A 20,953-nucleotide genomic window follows, 5' to 3' on the forward strand; every position below is an offset into this window, starting at 1 on the left:
CGTCAGGTGTTCGCAGGTGACCCCGGCGTCGGCCAGGGCGGTCTGCGCGGTGGCACGGGCGTCGGTGACGGCTTGGCCGGGGGTGCCGGCGATCGAGGCGGCGCGGGCGGCCTGGTGGGCGACGTCGGCGATCCGCAGCTTCGCATCCGACACCCGGTAGCACAGGACCAGGAAGAGCAGCATGAGCAGCAGTACCGGCAGGATCAGCACCAGTTCGGCGGTGGCCGAGCCGCGGTCCCGATCCCGGTCATGGCCACGGGGTGCGGCCGGTGCAACGGCGGGTGTCATGGGACATCGCCGCGATTCGACTGGCCGCGCCCGGCCTGGTCACGGACCGGCGAGCGAAGCTGCTGGCCGACCGGCAGCTCGAGGCCGGGCTGGGATTCCCGATCCGGCAGCGACCGGACGCGGCACGGTACGCGGTGCCGGTCATCCGACGGAAAGTCACCGTCCGCCGGCCCGCGGCCTCCGGGCCGTTCGCGCCCGAGCCCGTCCTGGCCGACGCCGACTACGAAGCCGCGCTCGCGGTGCCGCGCAACTCGCGCAACGCGCTCGAGCGCAACCCGTCCACGGTCGCGAAGTTGGACGAAGAAGAGATCCGCAACCTGCTGCTGATCAACCTCAACGCGGTCTTCGAGGGACAGGCCGCCGGCGAGGTCTTCAACGGCAACGGCAAGCCCGACATCCTCATCCGCGACGGCGACGGCGACGCCAACATCTTCATCGGCGAATGCAAGATCGGGGACGGCCCCTCGACCGTCCCCCAGGCTCTCAACCAGCTGCTCGGCTACCTCGTCTGGCGTGACACCAAGGCCGCGTTGCTGCTGTTCATCCGCCGTGTCGACGTCACCGCCGCGATCGAGAAGGCCGTTGACGAGGTTGAGCAGTACCCGACCTTCAAGCGGCGTGGTCTCCACCACACCGACGAGCGGCACGACTTCGTCCTGCATGCCAACGGCGACCCCAACCGGGAGATCCACCTCGCGCTCCTGCCGTTCGCCCTGCCCAGAGGCACATAGGACGCGGCCAGCCATCCCTTCCCGCACAGCGCTCACACCGCCGACGCCGGGCCACGGTCCGGCCATGAGCCCGCCGCCGTTGCGGTGCCCACCCCGGCGCACGCGCGGGTATGACGGCCCGCCGGCAGACTGCCTGTCATGACCAGCCCCGCTACCCAGCCGGACACGAGCCCACGCGTGGAAGCCGGCTCGGGCCGGTGGCTGACCCGCGGGGTCGCGGGCATCGGCACCGCGAGCCTGCTCGCCGACGTCGGCCACGAGATCCCCACCGCGCTGCTGCCGAGCCTGCTCACCGTCACCCTCGGTGCGCCGGCCGCCGCCCTCGGGCTGATCGAAGGGGTCTCCGACGGGCTCGCCGGCACCGCCCGCCTGGTCGGCGGCGCGCTCGCCGACGACCCGCACCGCCGTCGGCGGGTCGCGGTCGGTGGCTACACCAGCACCGCCGCACTCGGCGCGCTGACCGGAGCGGCCACCGCGGTCTGGCAGGTCGGGGTGCTGCGCGCCGGAGCCTGGGCGGCCCGCGGCCTGCGAGTGCCAGCCCGCAACGCCCTGCTCGCCGATGTCGTCGCCCCGACCGTCTACGGACGTGCCTACGGCTTCGAGCGGATGATGGACAACCTCGGCGCGATCTTCGGGCCGCTGCTCGCGCTCGGTCTGGTCGCCGCGATCGGTGTCCGCGCCGCGATCGGCCTGTCCGTGATCCCCGGGCTGCTCGCCGCCGCCGCGATCGTCTACGCCATCCACCACGCCCCGAAAGCCGAGCCCCGCCCACGGGTGCCGCTGCGTGTCCGCGTCCGCCCGGTGCTCGTGGCGGGGCTCGGCCCGCTGATGGCCGCGGTCGCCGCGTTCGAGGTCGGTAACGTCGCCGCCACCCTGCTCATCCTGCGCGCCACCGACCTGCTGCGCCCCGGCCACGGCCAAGAGCGCGCTACCCAGCTCGCGTTGGCGCTCTACATCCTCTACAATATCGCAGCGACTCTCGCGTCGCTGCCCGCCGGACGGTTCGCGGACCGGCTCGGCCCGCACGGCGCCATCCGCGTCCTCACCGTCGGTGTCGGCCTGTTCGCCGCCGCCTACGCCGGCTTCGCCTTCGCCGGTGCCAACGTGGCGTTCCTCGCGTTGCCGTTCGCCGCGGCGGGCCTGGCGATCGGCTGCGTCGAAACCGCTCAGCACACCGCCGTCGCCAGCCTCGCCCCGCCCGACATCCGCGGCTCCGCGTTCGGTCTGCTCGCCACCGTCCAGGCTGCCGGCAACGTCGCCGCCAGTGCCATCGCGGGCGCGATATGGACCGCCGTCTCCGCCCCGGCAGCGTTCGGATACCTGGCCGCCTGGATGCTGCTCGCACTCGGCGGGCTGGGATACGCCGGGCGCAGCCCAGGCGCGGGTTCGCCAACCCGCGCTCGCACCTGAGCGTGTCACGCGCCACCACCGCGTCGGTTCGTCTCCGCGGGCGCTTCGATATTGATGAACCCGAGCGCTTCTGGTGCCCGCCGTTCGACCGGGCCGGCCGCGTCGGCGTGGACCCCGATGTGCAGGCCGGGGACGACGCTGGCGGGCGGACCGAAGATCTGGACGAGCTCGTCGACCCGGCTTGGAGACGGTCCTGCCCGGGCACGAGCTGCCCGCAGGAGCGGCGTGGGGTACGCCGTCCGCGCACGGCGTACCCCGCATTCGGTTCAGTGCCCCACGCGCCGGGGGGCCGCCGCGCGGAGGAGACGATCAGAGGTTCTGGTTGATCACGCCGAGGTACTCGCCCAGCTGGTATTCGACGTCCAGGCCCTTGTCGGCGGCCAGCGCGCCGAGCGCCATCGCCCGGGGCAGGAGCGCCGGGCGGGTCAGCGAGTCCACGAACACGCCGTAGGATGCGATCAGGTCGGCGTCCGGCGGCAGGGTGGCCCGGCCGACCATCGCCTTGGCGGTGGCCAGGGCCTGCCGGTCGAAGGAGGCGAGGCGGGCGACCGTCGCGTCGACGAAGGCGTCGAGTTCCGCGTCCGGCAGGGTCCGGGTGACCCATCCCCAGCGCTCGGCCAGGTCGGCGTCATAGTCGGCGCTGCCGAGGATCGCCTCGAGCGCCCGGTCGCGGCCGATGGCGCGGGGGAGCCGCTCGGCGCCACCGCCGCCGGGGACGATGCCGACACCGACCTCGGGCTGGCCGAAGATCGCCTTTTCCCGGCTGGCGTACCGCAGGTCGCAGGCGAGGGCCAGTTCGTTGCCGGCGCCGCGGGTGCGGCCCCGGATGGCCGCGATGCTGACGTACGCGGCCTTGCTCAACCGCAGGACCAGGTCGGTCCAGACCGGCGCGTCGTCCTCGTGCTCGGGCACGGGCAGGTTGCCGGCCTCGGCGCCGTCGAAGTGGTTGAAGAAGAAGTCGGGGACCTCGCTGGAGAAGACGACGACCTGGATGTCGGGGTCGTTGTCGAGGTCGCGGACGATCCGGTGCAGCGCCACCACGGTCTCGGAAACCACCAGGTTCATCGGCGGATTCGCGAACGTGATCGTGGCGGTCCGCGGTGTCGTGCGCTCGAGGCGGATCGTGCTGGGCTGGCTCATCGGATGACTCATCTCGTGGTAGTTGTTTCGATGGGAGCGGGCAAGCGGCCCGCCGCACATGCCTCAGAGCCGGACGACCATCTTTCCGACGTTCTCGCCGCGCATCATCGCGAGGAACGCGTCCAGGGTGTTCTCCAGGCCGTCGACGACGGTCTCGCGGAAGTGCAGCTTGCCCGTGGCTCTAGATTACGATCATCAGACCATAATCCGGGAAGAAGACCGCCGGCAAGATCTCTCGGCCATGAAATTATATTTGTAATTTCAAGGGAGGCTCGTGCCCCATCGCCGGTCTTCGGCGCCGAGCAGCGTCAGGGCGCTCCGGATGCCCTGCTCGAGGACCACGTCGGCGAGTCGGCGAGTCGGCGATCGGCCAGGGCGCGGGAGAGTTGCAGCGTCCCGACCATCAGGGCGTAGATGCTGAGCGCCTGCGCGCGCACCGACTGCGGATCGTCGGGTGCCACCCGGGCGGCGACGTCGTCGATGACGGCCAGCATGCCCTCGGTGTACGCGCGCCGGGCGGCATCCGCGCTGCGGGCGATCTCGTCGAGCAGGGCGGCGGACGGGCAGCCGTCCTCGGGGCTGTCGCGATGGCGGATCGAGAGGTATTCCCGCAGGAACTGTTCGGCTCCGGCGTGGCCGGGTGCCGCCGCGCTCAGGCCCTCGCGCTGCTCGCGGAGCTGGTCGGCGACCGCGGCGACGACCAGGTCGTCCTTGGAGTCGAAGTGGGCGTAGAACGCGCCGTTGGTCAGTCCCGCGTCGGCCATGAGCGCGGCGATCCCCGAGCCGTCGATGCCGTCGGTCTTGAACCGGCGCCCGGCCGCCTCGATGATCCGCCGCCGCGTCATCTGCTTGCGCTCTCTCCCGTATCGCACCACACACTCCTTCACCCGCCGGCGACCCGCGTCGACCACCCCCGATCAGATTGAGAGTACGTCCATAATTTAATTTCGCCCAGTGGCTTGCTCCCGGCCGTTCTCTCACTCTATGGTCGTATGAGTGTAATCGGATTGCTCGTTCATCGTCGCCGCCGGCCGCGTACCCGAAGTCGACCAGGCGATCCAGCAGATGGCCCGCCGCGTGTCTGCGAAACAACCCCGTATAGCGGCGTACTCGTCACTCAGCGTCCGACCGAGTGCACTGACTCCCGGAGAATGACATGACTCAGCTCGTCGACCAGACCGTCCTCGTGACCGGTGCGAACCGCGGCATGGGCCGGGAGTTCGTGCGTCAGCTCCTCGACCGCGGGGTCGCGAAGGTCTATGCCGCCGCCCGCGACCCGCAGACGATCGTCGCCGACGACCCGCGCGTGGTGCCGCTGCAGCTCGACGTCACCGACGCCGGCTCGGTGGCCCGCGCCGCCGAGACCGCGCAGGACGTGAGCGTCGTGGTGAACAACGCCGGCATCGCCCGCGGCGTTTCGGTCCTGGACGCCGACACCGCCACCCTGCGCGGCGAACTGGAGACGAACCTGTTCGGCACGCTCGCCGTGTCCTCGGCCTTCGCCGACCGCCTGGCGCAGCGTTCCGGCATCGTGATCAACATGGCCTCGGTGGCGTCCTGGCTCCCCACGGGCGGCACCTACGGGGTATCCAAGGCGGCCGTGTGGAGCGCCACCGACGCCATGCGCCTGGAACTCGGACCCCGGGGCGTGCAGGTCGTCGGAGTCCACGTCGGGTACGTCGACACCGACATGGTCGCCAGCATCGACGCCGCCAAGTCGGATCCCGCCGACGTGGTCCGCCAAGTCCTCGACGGTGTCGAGAAGGGCGACGTGGAGATCCTGGCCGACGAGTTCACCCGCGCGGTCCGCGCCGGCCTGCACCAGCCGATCGGAACCCGACTCGCCCAGCTCCTGCCCTAATTAGCGGTCAGCACAGCCGGAGCAGGTCCGACCGGCGGCGAAACCGCGCCACCTGCTGGCCGGCGCCAGCCGCCTGCACTGGTCACGGCACCGGCCCGGCGGCTGCGGGCGAACGCCGTAAACACCGAGCACGTCACCGGTCCGCTCCTGGCGAAAGCCAAGGCGAGTGCTCATCCCTGAGACGAGATTTGCGACGACGCCGCGCTGACCGAAAAGCAATCTTTGCACTGCTGTGAGCAGCGCAAACCAGAGACGGAGACAATGATGAAGGCATTTGTGGTCGAGCGCTACGGGGACGCCGACACCGTACGCGCCGGTGATGTGCCGGATCCGCAGGTAGGCGATCACGACGTCCTCGTCCGGATTCACGCGGCGAGCGTCAACCCGCTCGATATCAAGATCCGCAACGGGGACCTCAAGGTGATCCTGCCGCACCGGGCGCCGTTCGTCCTCGGCAACGACCTCGCCGGCACGGTCGTCGCGGTCGGTGCCCGCGTCACGCGCTTCGCCGTCGGTGACGAGGTCTACGCACACCCGGACCAGAACCGGACGGGCACGTTCGCCGAACTCATCGCCATCCACCAGGACGACGTCGCCACCAAACCGACCACGCTCACCATGGAGGAGGCCGCCTCCATCCCCCTGGTCGGACTGACCGCCTGGCAGGCTCTGGTCGAACTCGCCGACCTGCGACCCGGCCAGAAGATCCTCATCCACGCCGGCGCCGGCGGCGTCGGCACCATCGCCATCCAACTGGCGAAACACCTGGGCGCGAGCGTGGCCACGACCGCGAGCGCGACGAAGACCGACCTGGTGAAGGACCTCGGCGCGGACGTCGTCATCGACTACCAGAAGCAGGCGTTCGAGACGAACCTGCACGACTACGACGTCGTCCTCGACACCGTCGGCGGCGAAACCCTCGACAGGTCCCTGCAGGTGCTCAAGCCCGGCGGGACAGTCATCAGCGTCGCCGGGCCACCCGACCCCACCTACGCCAGGGAACTGGGCGCCAATCCCGTCATCCGGCTGGCAATCGCCGCGTTGAGCTTCCGGATCCGCCGGCGTGCCCGGCGACACCAGGTGACGTACTCGTTCCTGTTCATGAAGGCCAGCGGTGACCAACTGCGCGAACTCACCGCCCTCATCGACGCCGGGATCATCCGGCCGGTCGTGGACCGCGTCTTCGACTTCGAACAGACCCGCGAAGCCCTGGCCCACCTTGAGCAAGGACGCACCCGGGCCGGCAAGGTCGTCGTCCGCATGAAATGATGCCCCTGCCGCCCAGGCCGCCGGGCCGGCACGCCCCCGCGCACAGAATGCGTCGCCGTTTCACGCGGAGCGTGACCCGCACGAGTGCCTGAAACCGTCGACCACAGCCGACTCACCGGAGGATCACATGGATAACTCGCAGCCCGCAGGACACATTGCCGTTGAAGGCCACGCCGGGGTACTTGTCGCTCGTATCGACGGAGGCCCGCATGCGTTGTTTGATGCCACGATCGCCAAACAATTGAAAGAACTGGTTGATCGCGCAGACCGCGATCCGGACATCCACGCGGTCGTCTTCACTGGCACGCATCCTGATCGCTTCTTGAGTCATTCTGATGTTCGCTGGCTACAAAAAGGTGGCACTGGATTCCCGCCCATCAATACACGCCTCGCCGGGCTTGTCGCGCGCACGGCGAGACTCATAAATAGATTGCCAATTGTCAGAACGCTCGCGGGGATGACCCGGCTCAAGACACTTTTGCAGCTCGATAGCTTCCACGCGACCTTCCTGAAGATGAATGCAAGCGGCACCATCTTCATTGCGGCACTCAATGGTTCGGCACTTGCCGTCGGCGCGGAATTGGCATGGGCATGTGATCTGCGCATCATGGCAGACGGGGACTTTGCCATCGGCTTAACAGAAGTCCTGCTCGCACTTACGCCGGGTGGCGGAGGCTCTCAACGATTGCCCCGTCTAATTGGTACCCAGCAAACGCTAGTTGCTGTTCTCGAAGGCAGGCCATTTACACCAGCAGAGGCGCTCTCGCTCGGTGCAGTCGACGAAGTGGTGCCACAGAAAGAGGTACTCGCGCGTTCGATAGAGCGCGCAGAATACCTGAGCCTACGATCAAAGAAATCTCTCGGAGCAATTAAGCGATCCATATACTTTGGCAGCTCTCTGTCGCTCGAACGCGGCTTGCAGCTTGAGCACGCCGAGTTCCTAGTTAGGGATCAATCAAAGGAAGCTCAGCGGCGGATGCTTGAATATATTGCCACCACGGACGCCACTGGCGAGCTCCCTCTGTTGGATCGGGAGACGTACGCACGGGCACTCAGCGCCGGTCGTATCGGAGGTAGTTCAAGTGAGTAGATTGAGCCCATTTGGTGGCTTCTTCTTGATCAGCAGTTCATCGCCTCGCGCGGGCCGTTGCTGAATCCGTCGGTGTCGAAATGGGCCAACAGCGCCTCTCGCAACGCATCCATGGTGCGGGCAAGGCGGGTCAGCTCGGGGATGGCGGCGTCAGGGCAGTGCACCAGCCAGCGGTACGGCCGCTGCTCGGCGTCGTCTCGGTCGCGGGCCCGGGGGCCTGGCCAGCGCACCGAGGAAGGACAGCTTGTTGGTGAGGGTGAAGAAACAGCTGGTACCACCCGCGACCTCTTACGGGCAGCGGGTGGCCGGCCGGCGGTTAGCGGTCATTGGAGGTCCAGCGGACGGGTTCGTTGAGTAGGTGGGGGTAGTGCCGGCGGGCGTAGCGGCGGAACTCGCCCATGTGCTCGTCCGCTTCGTCGGCTGCGCCGCGGATGTCGCGGTCCTGGAGCGCGTCGACGATCCGCTGGTGGGCGTCGGCGATGCGGGCCCGGGTGCGCGCGGGGTATTCGACCTCGGTGCTGGTGTTCGCGGTCATCCGTTCCAGTGTTTCGGCGATGACCAGCAGGACGGTGTTGCCGCAGGCTCGGGCGAGCTGGGCGTGGAAGGCGTCGTTCTGGGGGTAGAACACGGCGTCGTCGGTGAGGTTGGCCCGCATCGTGTCGATGGTCTGTTGCAGGCCGGCGAGGTCGTCGGGCGTCGCGTGTTCGGCGGCCATTGCCGTGACCGCCGTTTCGATGATTTCCCTGGTGACCGCGACCTCGTCGAGTGTCGCTCCGAGGAACTGCAGGATCAGGGTCATCGCGCCGACGAGGTCGTCGGGGCGGGGGCGGCGAACCTGGGGCCCGCCTCCCGGTCCTGGTTTGATCCGGATGACGCCCTGGGTTTCCAGCAGGCGCAACGCCTCCCGGATCGTTGTCCGGCCCACCCCGAATTCCTCGGCCATGAGCCGTTCGTTCGGCAGCGTGGCGCCTTCGGTGAGTGACTGGTCGACGATCCGGTCACCGATGGCCCGCGCCGTCACCTCCGCGATTTTCGGCTTGCGGCCGGCTTCGACCGCTTTCCCGCCGGCTGCGCCTTCATTCGCTGTGCGTCCACCCGCTGTGCGCTCACCCGCGGTGCTCTGACTCACGGTGCTCACTTTCATGGTTCCCTTGCCGATGGTGTTACCGGCCATGACTGCCTCACCGGTGGTATTTCTACATGCGGTTTCACGGTTGGCGTCCCCACAGCCTGAGCAGCGCGTTGCGGCGTTCGGCCCGGTCGAGGCCGCGGAGGTCAGCCGCCCCCTGCTCGGTCACCACGACGTCGACGTCGTGGGCCGGCGTGCTCGTCGGCCGGCTGAGCCGGTCGACCAGGGTGTACCTCCTGGCATGCCGGGTCGGGACGGCGATCACGGATAGCCCGTCGGAACGGGCCGCGCCGGCGGCGAAGTCGGGGTGCCCGCCGATGCCGCCGAGAGTTGATGCCGCGGTGCCTTCCACGTTGACCTGCGCGTCGAGATCCACTTCGAGAGCCGTGTTGACAGCGATGAACGGTATCCCGGTGGACAGCCGGTGGGCGTCATGGGTGACCTCGACGGGGTGCAGGATCGGGCGCTGGTCGGCCCAGGCGTAGAGCCGACGGCTGCCGGCCAGGTAGGCACCCATCGGGTTGGCCATCGAGCTGCCCGCCAGGAGCCCGCGTTCAGCGAGGTCCACCACCCCGTCGAGGATGAGCCCCGTGTCGAGGTACACAGGCACCCGCAGCGCGTCCAGGGTGGCGGCGCCGAGCGGCCCGGGTCCGACCTGCACCCGTGCACCGCTGGGAATCAACGTCACGACATGCCGCGCGATCGCCGCGTGTTCCGGACCGATCCGCGCGGGCGGGATCTCCAGCGGCGGCTGGTTGGCGCGGGCAACGACGACCACCTGGTCAGCCGGTAGCGGTGGGCCCGCGTCGGCCCGTGGTAGCGCGTCGTTGACGACGGCCGCGACGACGGTGCCGGCGCCGACGGCGGCCCGCATCCAGGACACCTCGCTACCGAACGCGAAACCGCCTGGTACCTCGACGAGCGCGGCGACGAGCACATCGGGGCGCAGCGGGCCGCGGACCAATGCCGGAGTCGCGCCCAAGGCGACGGGCAGGTAGCGCACATGGCCGGTGTCGATCGCGCGGCGCAACCCCCAGCCACCCATCAGCGCCCGGACCTCGGTGAACGCGGTGAGATCAAGCCCGGGGTCGGCGGCCGGCACCCAGCCCAGCAGCAGCGATACGTCGCCGTACCCGCGGGCGAGCGCGCTCAGCTCGGCGGATACGGCGCGGGGGGCGCCGACGCCGTCGGCGATCGCGATCCGGGAGCCGGCGCGGATGAGGTCCCGCAGCGCGGCGGTCCCGGCGTCAGCCACTGTCGGTGACCCCTTGGTCAGCCACGGTCGGTGGACAGCAGCGTGACGGCTGACACCGCCGTCGGCCCACCGATGTTGTGCGCGAGTGCCACCCTTGCCCGGTCGATCTGGTTCGCCGCCTCGCCGCGAAGCTGTTCGACCAGCTCCACGCACTGGGCGACGCCGGTGGCGCCCGGTGGGTGGCCCTTGGCCTTGAGGCCTCCGCTCGGGTTGACCGGGATGCGGCCCTGCAGCGTCGTCGCGCCGGAGGAGACCAGCTCGGCCGCGCCGAACCGGTCGCAGAACCCGAGGTCCTCATAGCTGATCAGTTCGACCGCGGAGAAGCAGTCGTGGACCTCGGCGACGTCGACGTCGGCGGGGGAGAGGCCGGCCATCGTGAAGGCCTGCTTCGCCGCCTTCACCGTTGCCGGGAAGGTCGTCATGTCCCGTTTGTGCTGGTGCATGATTCTGTCTAGGCCGAGCCCGACACCGCGCACCCAGACCGGGTGCGCGGTGTAGCGGTCGGCGACGTCCTCGCCGGCGATGACCAGGGCGGCCGCACCGTCGCTCTGCGGGGTGCAGTCGTACAGCCCGAACGGGGCGACGACCATCGGCGCGGCCAGGACCTGCTCCATCGTGATCTCGAAGCGCAGATGTGCCTTCGGGTTGGTCACGGCGTTGTGGTGGTTCTTCACCGCGACCATGGCCATGTGTTCCCGGGTCGCCGGGGATTCGTACAGGTAACGGGCCGCGTGCAGGGCGAAGTTGGCCGGCGCGACCAGGCCGAGCGGGTAGTCCCAGGCCATGTCGCGGGTCATCGCCATCCAGTCCCAGAAGGTGGCGCGGGCCGAGGTTTCGCGCACCTTGTCGCCGCCGACGACGAGCGCGACGTCGACATGCCCGCTGGCGACGGCGAAGAACGCGTTGCGCAGCGCGTCGTTGCCGGTCGCGCAGGCGTTCTCGATCCGGGTCACAGGGATGTCGAGCAGGCCGCAGGAATCGGCCAGTACCCCGGAGGGGAAGCCGTCGGTGGTCGACAGTTCGCCGAACCACGCGGCGTCGATCGCCGTCCGGTCGAGCCCACGGTCGACGCTCGCCAGCGCCTCCGTCACCGCGAGCGGGAGGAGATCTTTGATACCCAGGTCGAAGTGCTCCCCGAACGGAGTCATCCCCGCCCCGACGATCGCTACCTTTCTCATCCCTGGACCTCCCTGGAGACCGGACCGGCGCTCGATGTGGGCTTGAGTGTTGCGGGCACCGGCAAGGGCACAGATGCCTCCGCGGCCGCCGGCTCTGGCGCGGGTTCGGGTGTGGGCTTGGACGGGGCGAACGCGTACCCGTAGTCCGGCACTCCGCTTCGGATCGCGACGCGACGGAGCAGCACGCGGCCGCGGTCACCGATCGCGACCGCTCCAGGTTCGGCGTCGGTGACGTGGGTCAGCAACCGGACGCCGCTATCGCCCAGCTCGACCAGAGCCAGGCTGTAGGGGGTGGCCAGCCCGGGGACCGGAACGTTGATCGTCACCGCCGAGTAGACGGTCGCCTCCCGTGGCAGCGCCACCAGCTCAGGGGAACCTTCCACGCCGCATTCCAGGCACCGTGACCGGGGTGGCAGGGACAACGTCCCGCACGTGCCGCACCGGCCGGCGCGGAGCCGGACCTTGGCCTCGAAAGCCCGCTCGTAGGCCGGCAACGAGATCGCGATCTGGGCCTCGGAGGACATCCGCCGGACCGGCAGGGCGCGCGGCGCGGGCGCGTGGACCGCGAGCGCGGTCCGGGTCGGAGCCGGGGCCTGGGCCGCGGTCTGGGTCTGGGTCTGGGTCTGGGTCTGGGGCGCGGGGGTGGCTGCCGTCGCCGTTGCCGGCGCGGGTTCGACGGCCGCGGCCACGAGCGTCGCCTGCTCCACCGCGAGGACCGGCCCGGCTTCGGCCTGGCCGATCACGCCGGCCAGCGCAAAGAACACCGCGCTGGCCCCGGTAGTCGGCGCCGGGGTACTGCCCGCCCCACCCGCCGTCACGGCTTTCGCCTCGTTGCCGGTCAGTCCGGCGACGGCGATCGGCCTGTCCGGCAACGCAAGCCGGGCGAGGTTCGCGTGCAGCCCGCGGTCACGCAGCAGCCGGGCGTCGGCGTAGTCCGACACCCGGCCGTGATCGTCCCGGACGAGGACGGGCAGGCTGCGGTCACAGCGGGCGAGCGGCCGCAACGCCGTGCCCGCGTCGCCGACCAGGGCCGCCCCGGCTCCAGCCCCCGCCGCGCCGGCGACGTCGACCCCGATGACGAGCGTGCCCGGCTGGGCGCCGGTCACCGCGTCGAGCGCGGCCGGCGCACCGCCGAGGATCTGGACCGCCGGCACGCTGTCCGGCAGATCCAGCCCCGCCAGCAGCACGGCGGTGCTCCCGCCCGCCAGCAACGGCACATCCCGAGTGACCAGAACCACTCGTTCGACCAGGTCGGCCCAGCCGGCCTCACCTGCCGTGTCAGCCGCGCCGGCGCTGTCGGTGGGGCCGGCCCGGTCAACCCCGCCGGCCTGCCCGGTGTCGCCGGCCGCGGCCAGGGCAGCACGGCCGGCGGCCACCGCGAGGGTCACCGCGTCCTCGTCCGGGCCGCCCAGCCGGATCCGGACGGTTCCCCACGCTGGCAGATGGGTCGCCAGAGCCCGCAGATGGACCGTCACGCCGTCACCTCTCTTCACGAGCGCCGCCGGTTGCATTTCCACCGCCCACTCTGACCCGAAACGGGCTGCGGAGAGCGCGGGTGCGGGGCTGGGGATGGGTCTATCGGGATAGGAAGCGCGAGACGGCTTCGTGGTGCTCGTCGGTGTCGAAGGAGTGGTATTCGGCCGCCAGCGCGTACTCCAGGACGCCGTCCACGGCCCGGCGCAGGTGCATGTTGACCGCGCGCTTCGTGCTCTGCAGCGCCTGCGGCGGCTGCTGTGCGAGGCGGTGGGCCAGTTCGAGGGCGGTGGCCAGGGTCGTCTCGGCCGGGGTGACGCGGTTGGCGATGCCCAGCTGGAGTGCGGTCTCGGCGGTGATGCGATCGCCGGTGAACAGGTACTCCTTAGCCCGCGGCAGGCTCATTACCGTCGGCCAGGTGGGCGCCCCACCGTCGCCGGCGGTCAGCCCGACCGAGACGTGCGGGTCCGACAGGTAGGCCTGCTCCGACATCACGATCAGGTCGCAGAGGACCGCGAGGCTGCAGCCCAGCCCGATCGCCGGCCCGTTGACCGCGCCGATCACCGGCAGCGGGCACTCGATCAGCTCGAGGACGACCGTCCGCGCCTCGTCGAGCAGCCGGCGCCGCTGCTCCCGGTCCTTCGCGATGACCCGAAACAGCTCCATGTCCCCGCCGGCGCTGAAGGCGCGCCCGGCTCCGGTGAACACGACCGCCCGCGCGTCAGGGTCGTCGGCCACGTGCCGCCACACCTTCGCGACGGCCGCGTGCAGGCTCGGGCTGAACGCGTTGAGCGCCTCGGGCCGGTTCATCGTCACGATGCGGACCGGACCGTCCTCCTCGATCAGCAGGTCCGGTGCGAACGGGTTGTCCATGTCTGGTCTCCCTCTCGTGGGGTGGTACGCCGCGGCGCGCGTCGCTCCCGCCCCCGCGGCGGCTCCGCGCGGCCCCGCGCCGACCCCGTCGACCTGGGCGGCAGGCCAACCAGGCCAGGCAGGGCAGGCTGGGGCAGGACATTGGTGGTCATTGGTGGTCATTGGTCGGTCAGACGCTCCCGCAACTCCACCTTGCGGATCTTGCCGGACGCCGTCATGGGCATCGCCTCGACGAAGAACCAGCGGCGAGGCACCTTGAAGGACGCCAACCGCGCCCGCCCGTGCGCCTCGAGTGACTCGCGGAGCTGCACCTCCGCCGCCCCCTCACCGGACGCGCTGGACGCGGCGGCCTGCGTGAGCTGGACGAAGGCGACTGGCACCTCACCCCAACGTTCGTCCGGTGCCCCGACCATCGCCACCGCCGCCACCGCCGGGTGTTCGGCCAGGACCGCCTCGATCTCGCTGGGGTAGAGGTTCTCGCCGCCGCGGATGATCACGTCCCGGGCTCGGCCGTGGAAACTGACGTACCCGCGCTCGTCCATCGCGCCGAGGTCGCCGGTGTGCAGCCAGCCGTCCGAGTCGATCACCTCGGCGGTCGCCTCGGGTTGATGTAGGTACTCCGACATCCTGGTCCGGGTCCGTACGCAGATTTCGCCGATCTCATCCAGCTCGGCGGTTCCGGCGTCGCTGCCCTCGGAGCCGTCGCCGCCACGCCGGGCGATCCGGACCGCTCTCCCGGGCAGCGGCCGGCCGAGGGTCGTCGCCTTGACCTCCACGCTGTCCGCCGCGGGGGTTTGCAGGATGGCGGGGGACTCGCTCTGGCCGTAGGACACGACGAACCGTGCGCCGAAGTCTGCTTCGATCCGGGCAACGGTGGACGCCGGCACCGCGGCACCGCCGCCGACCACGATCCGCAGATCCGTGAGCACGCTGACGTCGAAACCGGGCAGGCGTTGTAGGTCGAAGAGCATGGTGGGCACGGCCGCGAGCACCGTCGCGTGGCTGCGCCGCAGCAGTTCGACGATTGCGCCGGGGTCGTAGTCCGGCAGCAGGCCCAGGGCCGAGCCGGTCGTCAGGCAACCGAGCAGACCGGTGATCGACGCCCCGACGTGGTGCAGGGGGACAGGAGCGACGAGAACGTCGTCCGGGCTGTGATCCCAGTCAGCGACCCAGGTGGCGGCTGCGTTGACCGCGCTGGCGTGACTGTGCAGGGCTCCCTTCGGCCGGCCGGTCGTGCCAGAGGTGTACTGCACGAGGAACGGGTCCTCGGGTCGAACCGTCGGGAGCGGCGGCCCAGGTGGCAACGGCGCCAGCGGCACGGGTGGCCCAGGTGGCAGGGACGTCGGCGCCACACTCGGTGGCGGCACCGGTGGCCCCTGGTTCGCCGGGCTCATGATCGTGCACTGAAACCACAGTGATAGATCGTCCACGGTGACTGGTACGGTGAGCGCCTCCGCCAGGATCCGGATGCGGGCCGCAACCGGCTGGCCGCGGAACGCCTCCACCGTGAGTACGAGGCCGGCCCCGGTCAACCGCAGGATGTGCTCGATCTCCGGGTCAGCCATGCTCGGGTTGATCGGCACGAGGACGACCCCGGCGAGTGCGGCAGCGTACTCCAGCACCACCCACTCGACCGAGTTGGGAGCGCACACCGCCACGAACCCGCCCGGAGGCAGCACGGCCGCCAGCCCCCGGGCACAGCGGGCCGCATCGACGTACAGCTCGCCATAGGTGACAACCCGCAGGTCACGGTGCTCCAGCCAGTACAGGGCCGGGCGGTTCGCAGAGGCTCGCGCTCGCCGGCCGAGCAGTTCGCCGACGGGTTCGTCGATCCAGGGTGTGCCGTCCCTGGCGGGCCAGCAGGCAGCCGGCCGGCCGGGTGTCGTAACCGGCGACTTCGGCGATTTCACTGTCACGGCTGTGGCGTACTCCGTTCGGGCTTCGGCGCTGCCCCCTGCCGGACAGGTGGCCCGGCAGGGCGATCAGGATGCGGCCAGGTCGGTGCCGCGATCTACCCCAGCGCCTTTTGAAGACCATCCGCGGATGACTATAGCGATAGTTTTGCTGCGGTGCCCTGCCGATCCAGTCGGGTCCCGCCGGGGCCGAAGTCCCACCGGTTCGGCTGGACGCGGCTCTGCGGGGTCCGAACGGGCTTGGCGGTCCGCCGCCGCACCCGCCAGGGTCGCCGGCGCACGCGCCGGTCTGCCAGGCGAACCACCTGGCTGGCACATCGCGGAGTCCCGGAGGCATCGTGGCGCTCGTCGTCGTCACGCGGGCACCCGCGTGACGACGACGCTAGGCCGGGGGGCTCGGGATTCGCGGGTCTCATTGGTTGCGTGCTTCCAAAATCATGTGTATAGATGTCTGAGCTTTACGTGAACGTGGCCGGAGCGGTTGACCTCGGCTCGGTCGGCGCTGGCTTTGTCGGTACGGCGACGGCCGGGTGGGAGCCGTCTGCTCTCTCGCCGCCAGTTAGGAGAGTTGTGACGGTGCCTGGTGTGATCGCCGCTGACCCCGAGGCGGCCCTGGCGGGCGTACGGGACGGGTTCCACCGGTGGCTTCATGAGCGCCGCGCAGACCTGGAGCCCTTCCGCCGGGAGCGGCCGGTGTCCCTGGAGGAGCAGCTCGTCGAACAGCGGCCGCTCCAGCGACTGCTGTTCGACGCGGGCTGGACGCGTCTGGGCTGGCCGGTGGCGCACGGCGGGCTCGGGGGATCGCGGCTGGCGCGGGCGGTCGTGATCGACGAGCTGGCGGCCGCCGGATATGTCGTGCCCGAGGTGCTCGGCAACACCGACATCGTCGGGTCGATGCTCGTCCGGTTCGCGCCCCGGCTCGCCACCGAGCACCTGGCCGCCGCCATCGCCGGGGACGAGGTCTGGTGCCAGGGGTTCTCCGAACCCGACGCGGGCAGCGACCTCGCGTCGCTGCGGACCCGGGCGGTGGCGGACGACGACCAGTTCCGGATCACCGGCCAGAAGACGTGGAGCTCGGACGGTCACGTCGCGACCGGGTGCGCGCTGCTGGCCCGGACGGGTCCTGCGGACAGCGGCTACCGGGGCCTGACGATGTTCTGGCTCGACCTCGCCACCCCGGGGGTGACGACCCGACCCATCGCGTGCGTCGACGGCCGGGCCGAAGTCGCCGAGATCTGGCTGGACGGCGCGGTGGTCGGCCGGGACCAGGTCGTCGGCGAGGTCGGCGGCGGCTGGCGGGTGGTCATGTACCTGATGCAGTTCGAGCGGGGCGCGTACGCCTGGCAGCGGCAGGCGGATCTGCGGGCCCGGCTCGAGGAACTCCTGACGCCCCGCGGTCCCGAGGCTCCAGCCCCGCCGCCGGCCGCCCCGGGGATCATCGGCGACGCCTTCCTGCGCTACTACGCGCTGCGGGCGAAGTGCCGGGGGACGCTCACCGCGCTCAGCGACGGCCAGGAACTCGGCCCGGAGATCTCCGTCGACAAAGTGATGCTGGGGATCGCCGAGCAGACCGTGGCCGACGCGGTGCGCAGCCTGCTGTGGCCGCCGTTCGTGACCGATGACGGCGACGACGCGGCGTTGTCGAGACGCCGGTGGTCCTACAGCCGCATCACCACGATCTACGGGGGGAGCGCCGAGGTGCAGCGGGATCTCATCGCCGAGCGGCTGCTCGGTCTCCCTCGGGGGCGATGATGGACGCCGACGAACTCGCCCTGGTGCGTTCCTCCCTGTGCCGGGTGCTCCGGGGGACGGAGGCGGCGGCGCTTCCCACCGCGCTGCTGGAATCGGGCTGGGCGGACCTCGTCGATCCCGGTCTTGAACACGATGCCGATCCTGACATTGACCCTGGTGCCGGCGCTGGTGCCGGTTCCCGCACCAGCGCGGCGGCGGTGCTCGCGGTGCTCGCGGAGGAGAGCGGCCGCGGCCTCGTGCCCGGGCCAGCTCTCGATCTTGCGGTGCTGCACGCACTCGGCCTGCCCGCCGACGATGTGACCGCGGTGGTCCTGCCGCCGCTGCCGGCCCGTGGCCCCGCGGCGGCCGTCGCGGGCGTCCGGTTCGACGGAGGGCTGGTGGTGGACGGGTTCGTCCTGGCCGGCGCTGGACGGGCGAAGCGCCTGCTGGTCGCGACGGACGGCGGCGTTGTGGCGGTAGACCCGACCAGCGCGAGCGTGAGCGTCGTGCCGGTGGGTGGGCTCGACCCCGACCTCGGCCTGCTCGCGGTCCGGGGCACGGTCGCCGCCGGCGGGTGCAGCGTCGTCGCTGGCGGACCCAGGGTGGCCGCGGCCACGGCCATGGCCCGCCGCTTCCTGGCCGGCCAGCTCGTCGGGATCGCGGCGGCCATGCTGGAGGCGACGGTGACCTACGTTATCCAGCGCGAACAGTACGGCCGCCCGATCGGATCGTTCCAGGCGGTGAAGCATCGGCTGGCCGACGTCCACGTCGCGCGCTGCGCCGCCGAGGACGCGGTCGCGTTCGCCTGGGAGGACGGCGGTGAGCTCGCGGCCGTCGCGGCGAAGGCTCTCGCTGGCCGCGCCTTTCTCACCGCCGCCACCCACTGCCAGCAGGTACATGGAGCGATCGCCTTCACCGTCGAGCACGAGCTGCACCGCTACGTGCGCCGCGGGTACGTCCTGGACACGCTGTTCGGAAGCGCCGACGACCTCACCTGGGAGCTCGGCGAGCGTCTTCTGGCCAGCGGCACCGTCCCGCGCCTGCCGCCGCTGTGATCGGGCGGCGCGGCGCCGACGCCGGGGGGCGGCGGCAGGGACGAGGGTCGGTAGGCCGCTCGGTCGGTAGAGGGGGCTGGTGTCGGTGCGATTCGACCCGGTGACAGTGACCGCGCAGGAAGTCGCGTTACGGTCCGAGATACGCGCGTTCGTCGCCGAGGAGATGGCCCGCCTGGGCCTACGCGCGGGACTCGGTCTGGACAGCGAGCATTCGCCGGAGTTCAGCGCGGCGTTGGGCGCCCGGGGGTGGCTCGGCATGGGAGTACCTCCCGAGTACGGCGGCCAGGGCCGGGGGGCGGTGGACCGCTTCATCGTGGTGGAGGAACTTCTCGCCGTGGGCGCGCCGGTGATGGCCCACTGGGTGGCGGACCGGCAGACCGCGCAACAGATCCTCCGGTTCGGCACCGAGGAGCAGCGGCGGCGTTTCCTGCCGGAGATCTGCGCCGGGCGGTGTTTCTTCTCGATCGGCATGAGCGAGCCCGACTCCGGTTCCGATCTCGCCAGCGTCCGTACCACCGCCACCCGGGTGGACGGGGGCTGGCTGGTCAACGGCACCAAGATCTGGACGTCGACCGCGCACCTGAACCACTGGTTCGCGGTGCTCTGCCGGACCAGCCCGGCGGCCGGTGGTGACCGGCACTCCGGCCTCAGCCAGCTGCTGGTCGACCTACGCGCGCCGGGGGTGCAGGTCCGCCCGATCGAGTTGCTGAACGGTCGCCGTGACTTCAGCGAGGTCGTTCTCGTCGGCGTCGGAGTTCCCGACGACCTTGTCCTGGGCGCGGTCGGTGACGGCTGGAAACAGGTCACCTCGGAGCTCGGATTCGAGCGCTCGGGGCCCGACCGCTGGCTGTCCACTTTCCGTGTGCTCCGCGCGTTCGTCGGCGAACTCGACCCCGACCACCTCGACCCGCAGGACGCCGCCGCCGTGGGAGCGCTGGTGGCGCGGTGCTGGGGGATCCGCAACCTCTCGCTGTCGATCGCCCAGGCCATCGACGCCGGACGGGATCCGGCAGTGGAGGCGGCCGCCGTGAAGGATCTGGGTACCCGGTTCGAGCAGGACGTCGTAGAGACGTTGCGCTACCTGTCCGGCGCAGTCCTCTCACCGGACGACGGCTCGGCGTTCGAGCGGCTGCTGGCCGAGGCGATGTTCGTTGCGCCGGGCTTCACCGTCCGCGGCGGCACGACTGAGATCATGCATTCGATCGTGGCGAAGGGCCTGTGATGGACGACCATCGGGAGCTACTCGAGGAGTCAGCCATCCAGATCTTCACCGACCTCTGTCGGACCGAGGATCGGGCCGGAGGCGGCTGGCTCCCCGACCTCTGGCGTGCGCTGGCCGAGGCGGGCCTGCCGTGGGTGTCGGTGCCCGAGGAACGCGGTGGGTCCGGGGGCGGCGTCGGGGATGCCGCGGTGCTGCTCCGCGTCGCGGGGCGGTTCGCCGCGGCGGTGCCGCTGGCGGAGACCGGCCTGCTCGGCGGCTGGCTGCTGGCGGCGGCCGGCCTGCCGATCCCCGACGCACCGCTCGCCGACGCGCGGTCGGCGGGCGCGCCGGCCGTCGGCGCCGTGCTGGCCGTCGTGCCGCCGGGGGCGGGGCGGATCTCCTGTGTGGGCCCCGGTGACGCGCCGATGCTGACGGGCACGGCCCGGGTGCCGTGGGCGCGGGTTGCCGGGCACCTCGTCGTCCTGTGCGACCGCGACGACGGCGGTGCGGTCGTCGCCTTGGTAGCCAGGGACGCGCTTGAGGTGAGACCCGGTCGCAACCTCGCCGGCGAGCCGCTCGACACCGTCGTCTTCGACGGCGCCGTCGCCGTGGCAGTCGGTGTCCCCCCGGCCGGGGTGAATGCCGAGGCGTTATTGCTGCGCGGCGCACTGAGCCGATCGTTGCTGATGGCCGGGGCCATGGAGCACATCGTTGTGGCGACCACGGCGTTTGCCGCTCAGCGGACGCAGTTCGGCCAGCCCATCCGGCGGTTTCAGGCGGTCGGCCGGCATCTGGCGCTCCTCGCCGAGGAGTCGGCGCTGGCCGGCCACGCAGCCCAGACGGCGACCGACGCGCTCGTCGCGGCCGAGGCCGGCCACGCAGGTGTGGCGGGTGCCGTGGGCGAGACGGGTGGTGTGCATGTACGGGATCGCGCGTCTCTGGGGGGTGGCGGCGGTGTGGCGGTCGGTGGCCCGCCGTCCCGCGAGGCGATCATGGCGGTGGCGGCAGCGAAACTGATCGCGGGCCGGGCAGCCGGCGAGGTCGCGGCCCGGGCCCATCAGATCCACGGCGCGATCGGGCTGACGATGGAGTTCCCGCTTCAGTACTTCACCCGCCGGCTGTGGTCCTGGCGCGACGAGTACGGCTCGGAACGCTACTGGAGCACCGTCCTCGGACGCCATGTCGTCGCGCAGGGACAGAGCATGCTCTGGCCACTCCTCACGGCCGCACCGGTCAGCCGCCAGGCGCACGACGAGACGTGAGCGGTGAACGTCGGCATCTACTTCGACCCAGGGCTCCGGCGAGGTAGCTCACCGCTTTGATCTGCTAAAGGCTGTGACGAGCAGGCCGAGTGTC

At 70.8% G+C, this 20,953-nt stretch carries 18 protein-coding genes and 1 pseudogene; 9 read left to right on the top strand and 10 right to left on the bottom strand.

Annotation, left to right across the window (positions count from 1 at the left end; all coding sequences use genetic code 11):
- A partial coding sequence (locus U9983_RS18440; RefSeq protein ID WP_322755230.1) for a TadE/TadG family type IV pilus assembly protein occupies nucleotides 1-288 on the bottom strand: 288 nt, incomplete at its 3' end.
- Between U9983_RS18440 and U9983_RS18445 the strand changes: the two genes are divergently transcribed.
- The gene (locus tag U9983_RS18445; protein ID WP_322755231.1) at nucleotides 270-1,019 is read left to right on the top strand and encodes a hypothetical protein; all 750 of its coding nucleotides are present in this window, start codon (nucleotides 270-272) and stop codon (nucleotides 1,017-1,019) included. The two genes, U9983_RS18440 and U9983_RS18445, sit on opposite strands and share 19 nt — an antisense overlap.
- 138 nt (nucleotides 1,020-1,157) lie before the next feature.
- Nucleotides 1,158-2,429 carry an MFS transporter gene (locus U9983_RS18450; RefSeq protein WP_322755232.1) on the top strand — a complete coding sequence of 424 codons (1,272 nt, stop codon included), beginning with the start codon at nucleotides 1,158-1,160 and terminating at the stop codon, nucleotides 2,427-2,429.
- 309 nt (nucleotides 2,430-2,738) lie between these two features.
- Here U9983_RS18450 and U9983_RS18455 read toward each other — a convergent pair whose 3' ends face one another.
- Together U9983_RS18455 and U9983_RS18460 are read right to left on the bottom strand one after the other, a co-directional pair.
- Entirely contained in the window at nucleotides 2,739-3,569 is an 831-nt protein-coding gene (locus tag U9983_RS18455) for an enoyl-CoA hydratase/isomerase family protein (RefSeq protein WP_322749855.1), read from the bottom strand.
- Between the two features lie 261 nt (nucleotides 3,570-3,830).
- A pseudogene (locus tag U9983_RS18460) lies at nucleotides 3,831-4,444 on the bottom strand (TetR/AcrR family transcriptional regulator).
- A gap of 281 nt (nucleotides 4,445-4,725) precedes the next feature.
- On the opposite strand from U9983_RS18460, the gene U9983_RS18465 reads away from it, so the two are divergent.
- The 3 genes from U9983_RS18465 to U9983_RS18475 all read left to right on the top strand — a co-directional run bounded on the left by U9983_RS18465 (nucleotide 4,726) and on the right by U9983_RS18475 (nucleotide 7,789).
- Entirely contained in the window at nucleotides 4,726-5,430 is a 705-nt protein-coding gene (locus U9983_RS18465; RefSeq protein WP_322749853.1) for an SDR family oxidoreductase, read from the top strand.
- A gap of 264 nt (nucleotides 5,431-5,694) precedes the next feature.
- Nucleotides 5,695-6,699, top strand: coding sequence for an NADP-dependent oxidoreductase (locus tag U9983_RS18470; RefSeq protein ID WP_416211438.1), 1,005 nt, complete (start codon nucleotides 5,695-5,697; stop codon nucleotides 6,697-6,699).
- 127 nt (nucleotides 6,700-6,826) lie between these two features.
- Nucleotides 6,827-7,789 carry an enoyl-CoA hydratase/isomerase family protein gene (locus tag U9983_RS18475; RefSeq protein WP_322755235.1) on the top strand — a complete coding sequence of 321 codons (963 nt, stop codon included), beginning with the start codon at nucleotides 6,827-6,829 and terminating at the stop codon, nucleotides 7,787-7,789.
- Nucleotides 7,790-7,818: 29 nt separating this feature from the next.
- On the opposite strand, the gene U9983_RS18480 is transcribed toward U9983_RS18475, so the two are convergent.
- From U9983_RS18480 to U9983_RS18510, 7 genes are all read right to left on the bottom strand, one after another.
- Nucleotides 7,819-8,019 (bottom strand): transposase, encoded by a 201-nt coding sequence (locus U9983_RS18480; protein WP_322755236.1) that lies wholly within the window; start codon nucleotides 8,017-8,019, stop codon nucleotides 7,819-7,821.
- Nucleotides 8,020-8,105: 86 nt separating this feature from the next.
- Nucleotides 8,106-8,918, bottom strand: coding sequence for a FadR/GntR family transcriptional regulator (locus tag U9983_RS18485; protein WP_322755237.1), 813 nt, complete (start codon nucleotides 8,916-8,918; stop codon nucleotides 8,106-8,108).
- 79 nt (nucleotides 8,919-8,997) lie between these two features.
- Entirely contained in the window at nucleotides 8,998-10,173 is a 1,176-nt protein-coding gene (locus tag U9983_RS18490; protein ID WP_322755238.1) for an acetyl-CoA hydrolase/transferase C-terminal domain-containing protein, read from the bottom strand.
- A 17-nt stretch (nucleotides 10,174-10,190) separates the two neighbouring features.
- Nucleotides 10,191-11,351: a thiolase C-terminal domain-containing protein gene (locus tag U9983_RS18495; protein WP_322755239.1), complete on the bottom strand. Its 1,161-nt coding sequence runs from the start codon at nucleotides 11,349-11,351 to the stop codon at nucleotides 10,191-10,193.
- Entirely contained in the window at nucleotides 11,348-12,826 is a 1,479-nt protein-coding gene (locus tag U9983_RS18500; RefSeq protein ID WP_322755240.1) for a Zn-ribbon domain-containing OB-fold protein, read from the bottom strand. The genes U9983_RS18495 and U9983_RS18500 overlap by 4 nt, the downstream gene beginning before the upstream one ends.
- A gap of 100 nt (nucleotides 12,827-12,926) precedes the next feature.
- A complete protein-coding gene (locus tag U9983_RS18505; RefSeq protein WP_322749845.1) occupies nucleotides 12,927-13,697 on the bottom strand; it encodes an enoyl-CoA hydratase/isomerase family protein in 771 nt (256 codons plus the stop codon).
- A gap of 158 nt (nucleotides 13,698-13,855) precedes the next feature.
- Nucleotides 13,856-15,613, bottom strand: a complete 1,758-nt coding sequence (locus tag U9983_RS18510; RefSeq protein WP_322755241.1) for a class I adenylate-forming enzyme family protein — start codon at nucleotides 15,611-15,613, stop codon at nucleotides 13,856-13,858.
- A 444-nt stretch (nucleotides 15,614-16,057) separates the two neighbouring features.
- On the opposite strand from U9983_RS18510, the gene U9983_RS18515 reads away from it, so the two are divergent.
- The 4 genes from U9983_RS18515 (at nucleotide 16,058) to U9983_RS18530 (ending at nucleotide 20,859) form a co-directional block, all read left to right on the top strand.
- Nucleotides 16,058-17,362 carry an acyl-CoA dehydrogenase family protein gene (locus U9983_RS18515; protein WP_322755242.1) on the top strand — a complete coding sequence of 435 codons (1,305 nt, stop codon included), beginning with the start codon at nucleotides 16,058-16,060 and terminating at the stop codon, nucleotides 17,360-17,362.
- Complete coding sequence (locus U9983_RS18520) at nucleotides 17,359-18,396, top strand: acyl-CoA dehydrogenase family protein (protein ID WP_322755243.1); 1,038 nt, start codon at nucleotides 17,359-17,361, stop codon at nucleotides 18,394-18,396. The genes U9983_RS18515 and U9983_RS18520 overlap by 4 nt, the downstream gene beginning before the upstream one ends.
- A gap of 79 nt (nucleotides 18,397-18,475) precedes the next feature.
- Nucleotides 18,476-19,618 (top strand): acyl-CoA dehydrogenase family protein, encoded by a 1,143-nt coding sequence (locus U9983_RS18525; RefSeq protein WP_322755244.1) that lies wholly within the window; start codon nucleotides 18,476-18,478, stop codon nucleotides 19,616-19,618.
- Complete coding sequence (locus U9983_RS18530) at nucleotides 19,618-20,859, top strand: acyl-CoA dehydrogenase family protein (RefSeq protein WP_322755245.1); 1,242 nt, start codon at nucleotides 19,618-19,620, stop codon at nucleotides 20,857-20,859. The genes U9983_RS18525 and U9983_RS18530 overlap by 1 nt, the downstream gene beginning before the upstream one ends.
- Nucleotides 20,860-20,953: the final 94 nt, after the last annotated feature.

The organism is Protofrankia sp. Cas3 (assembly GCF_963555955.1).
Taxonomy (GTDB): domain Bacteria; phylum Actinomycetota; class Actinomycetes; order Frankiales; family Frankiaceae; genus Protofrankia.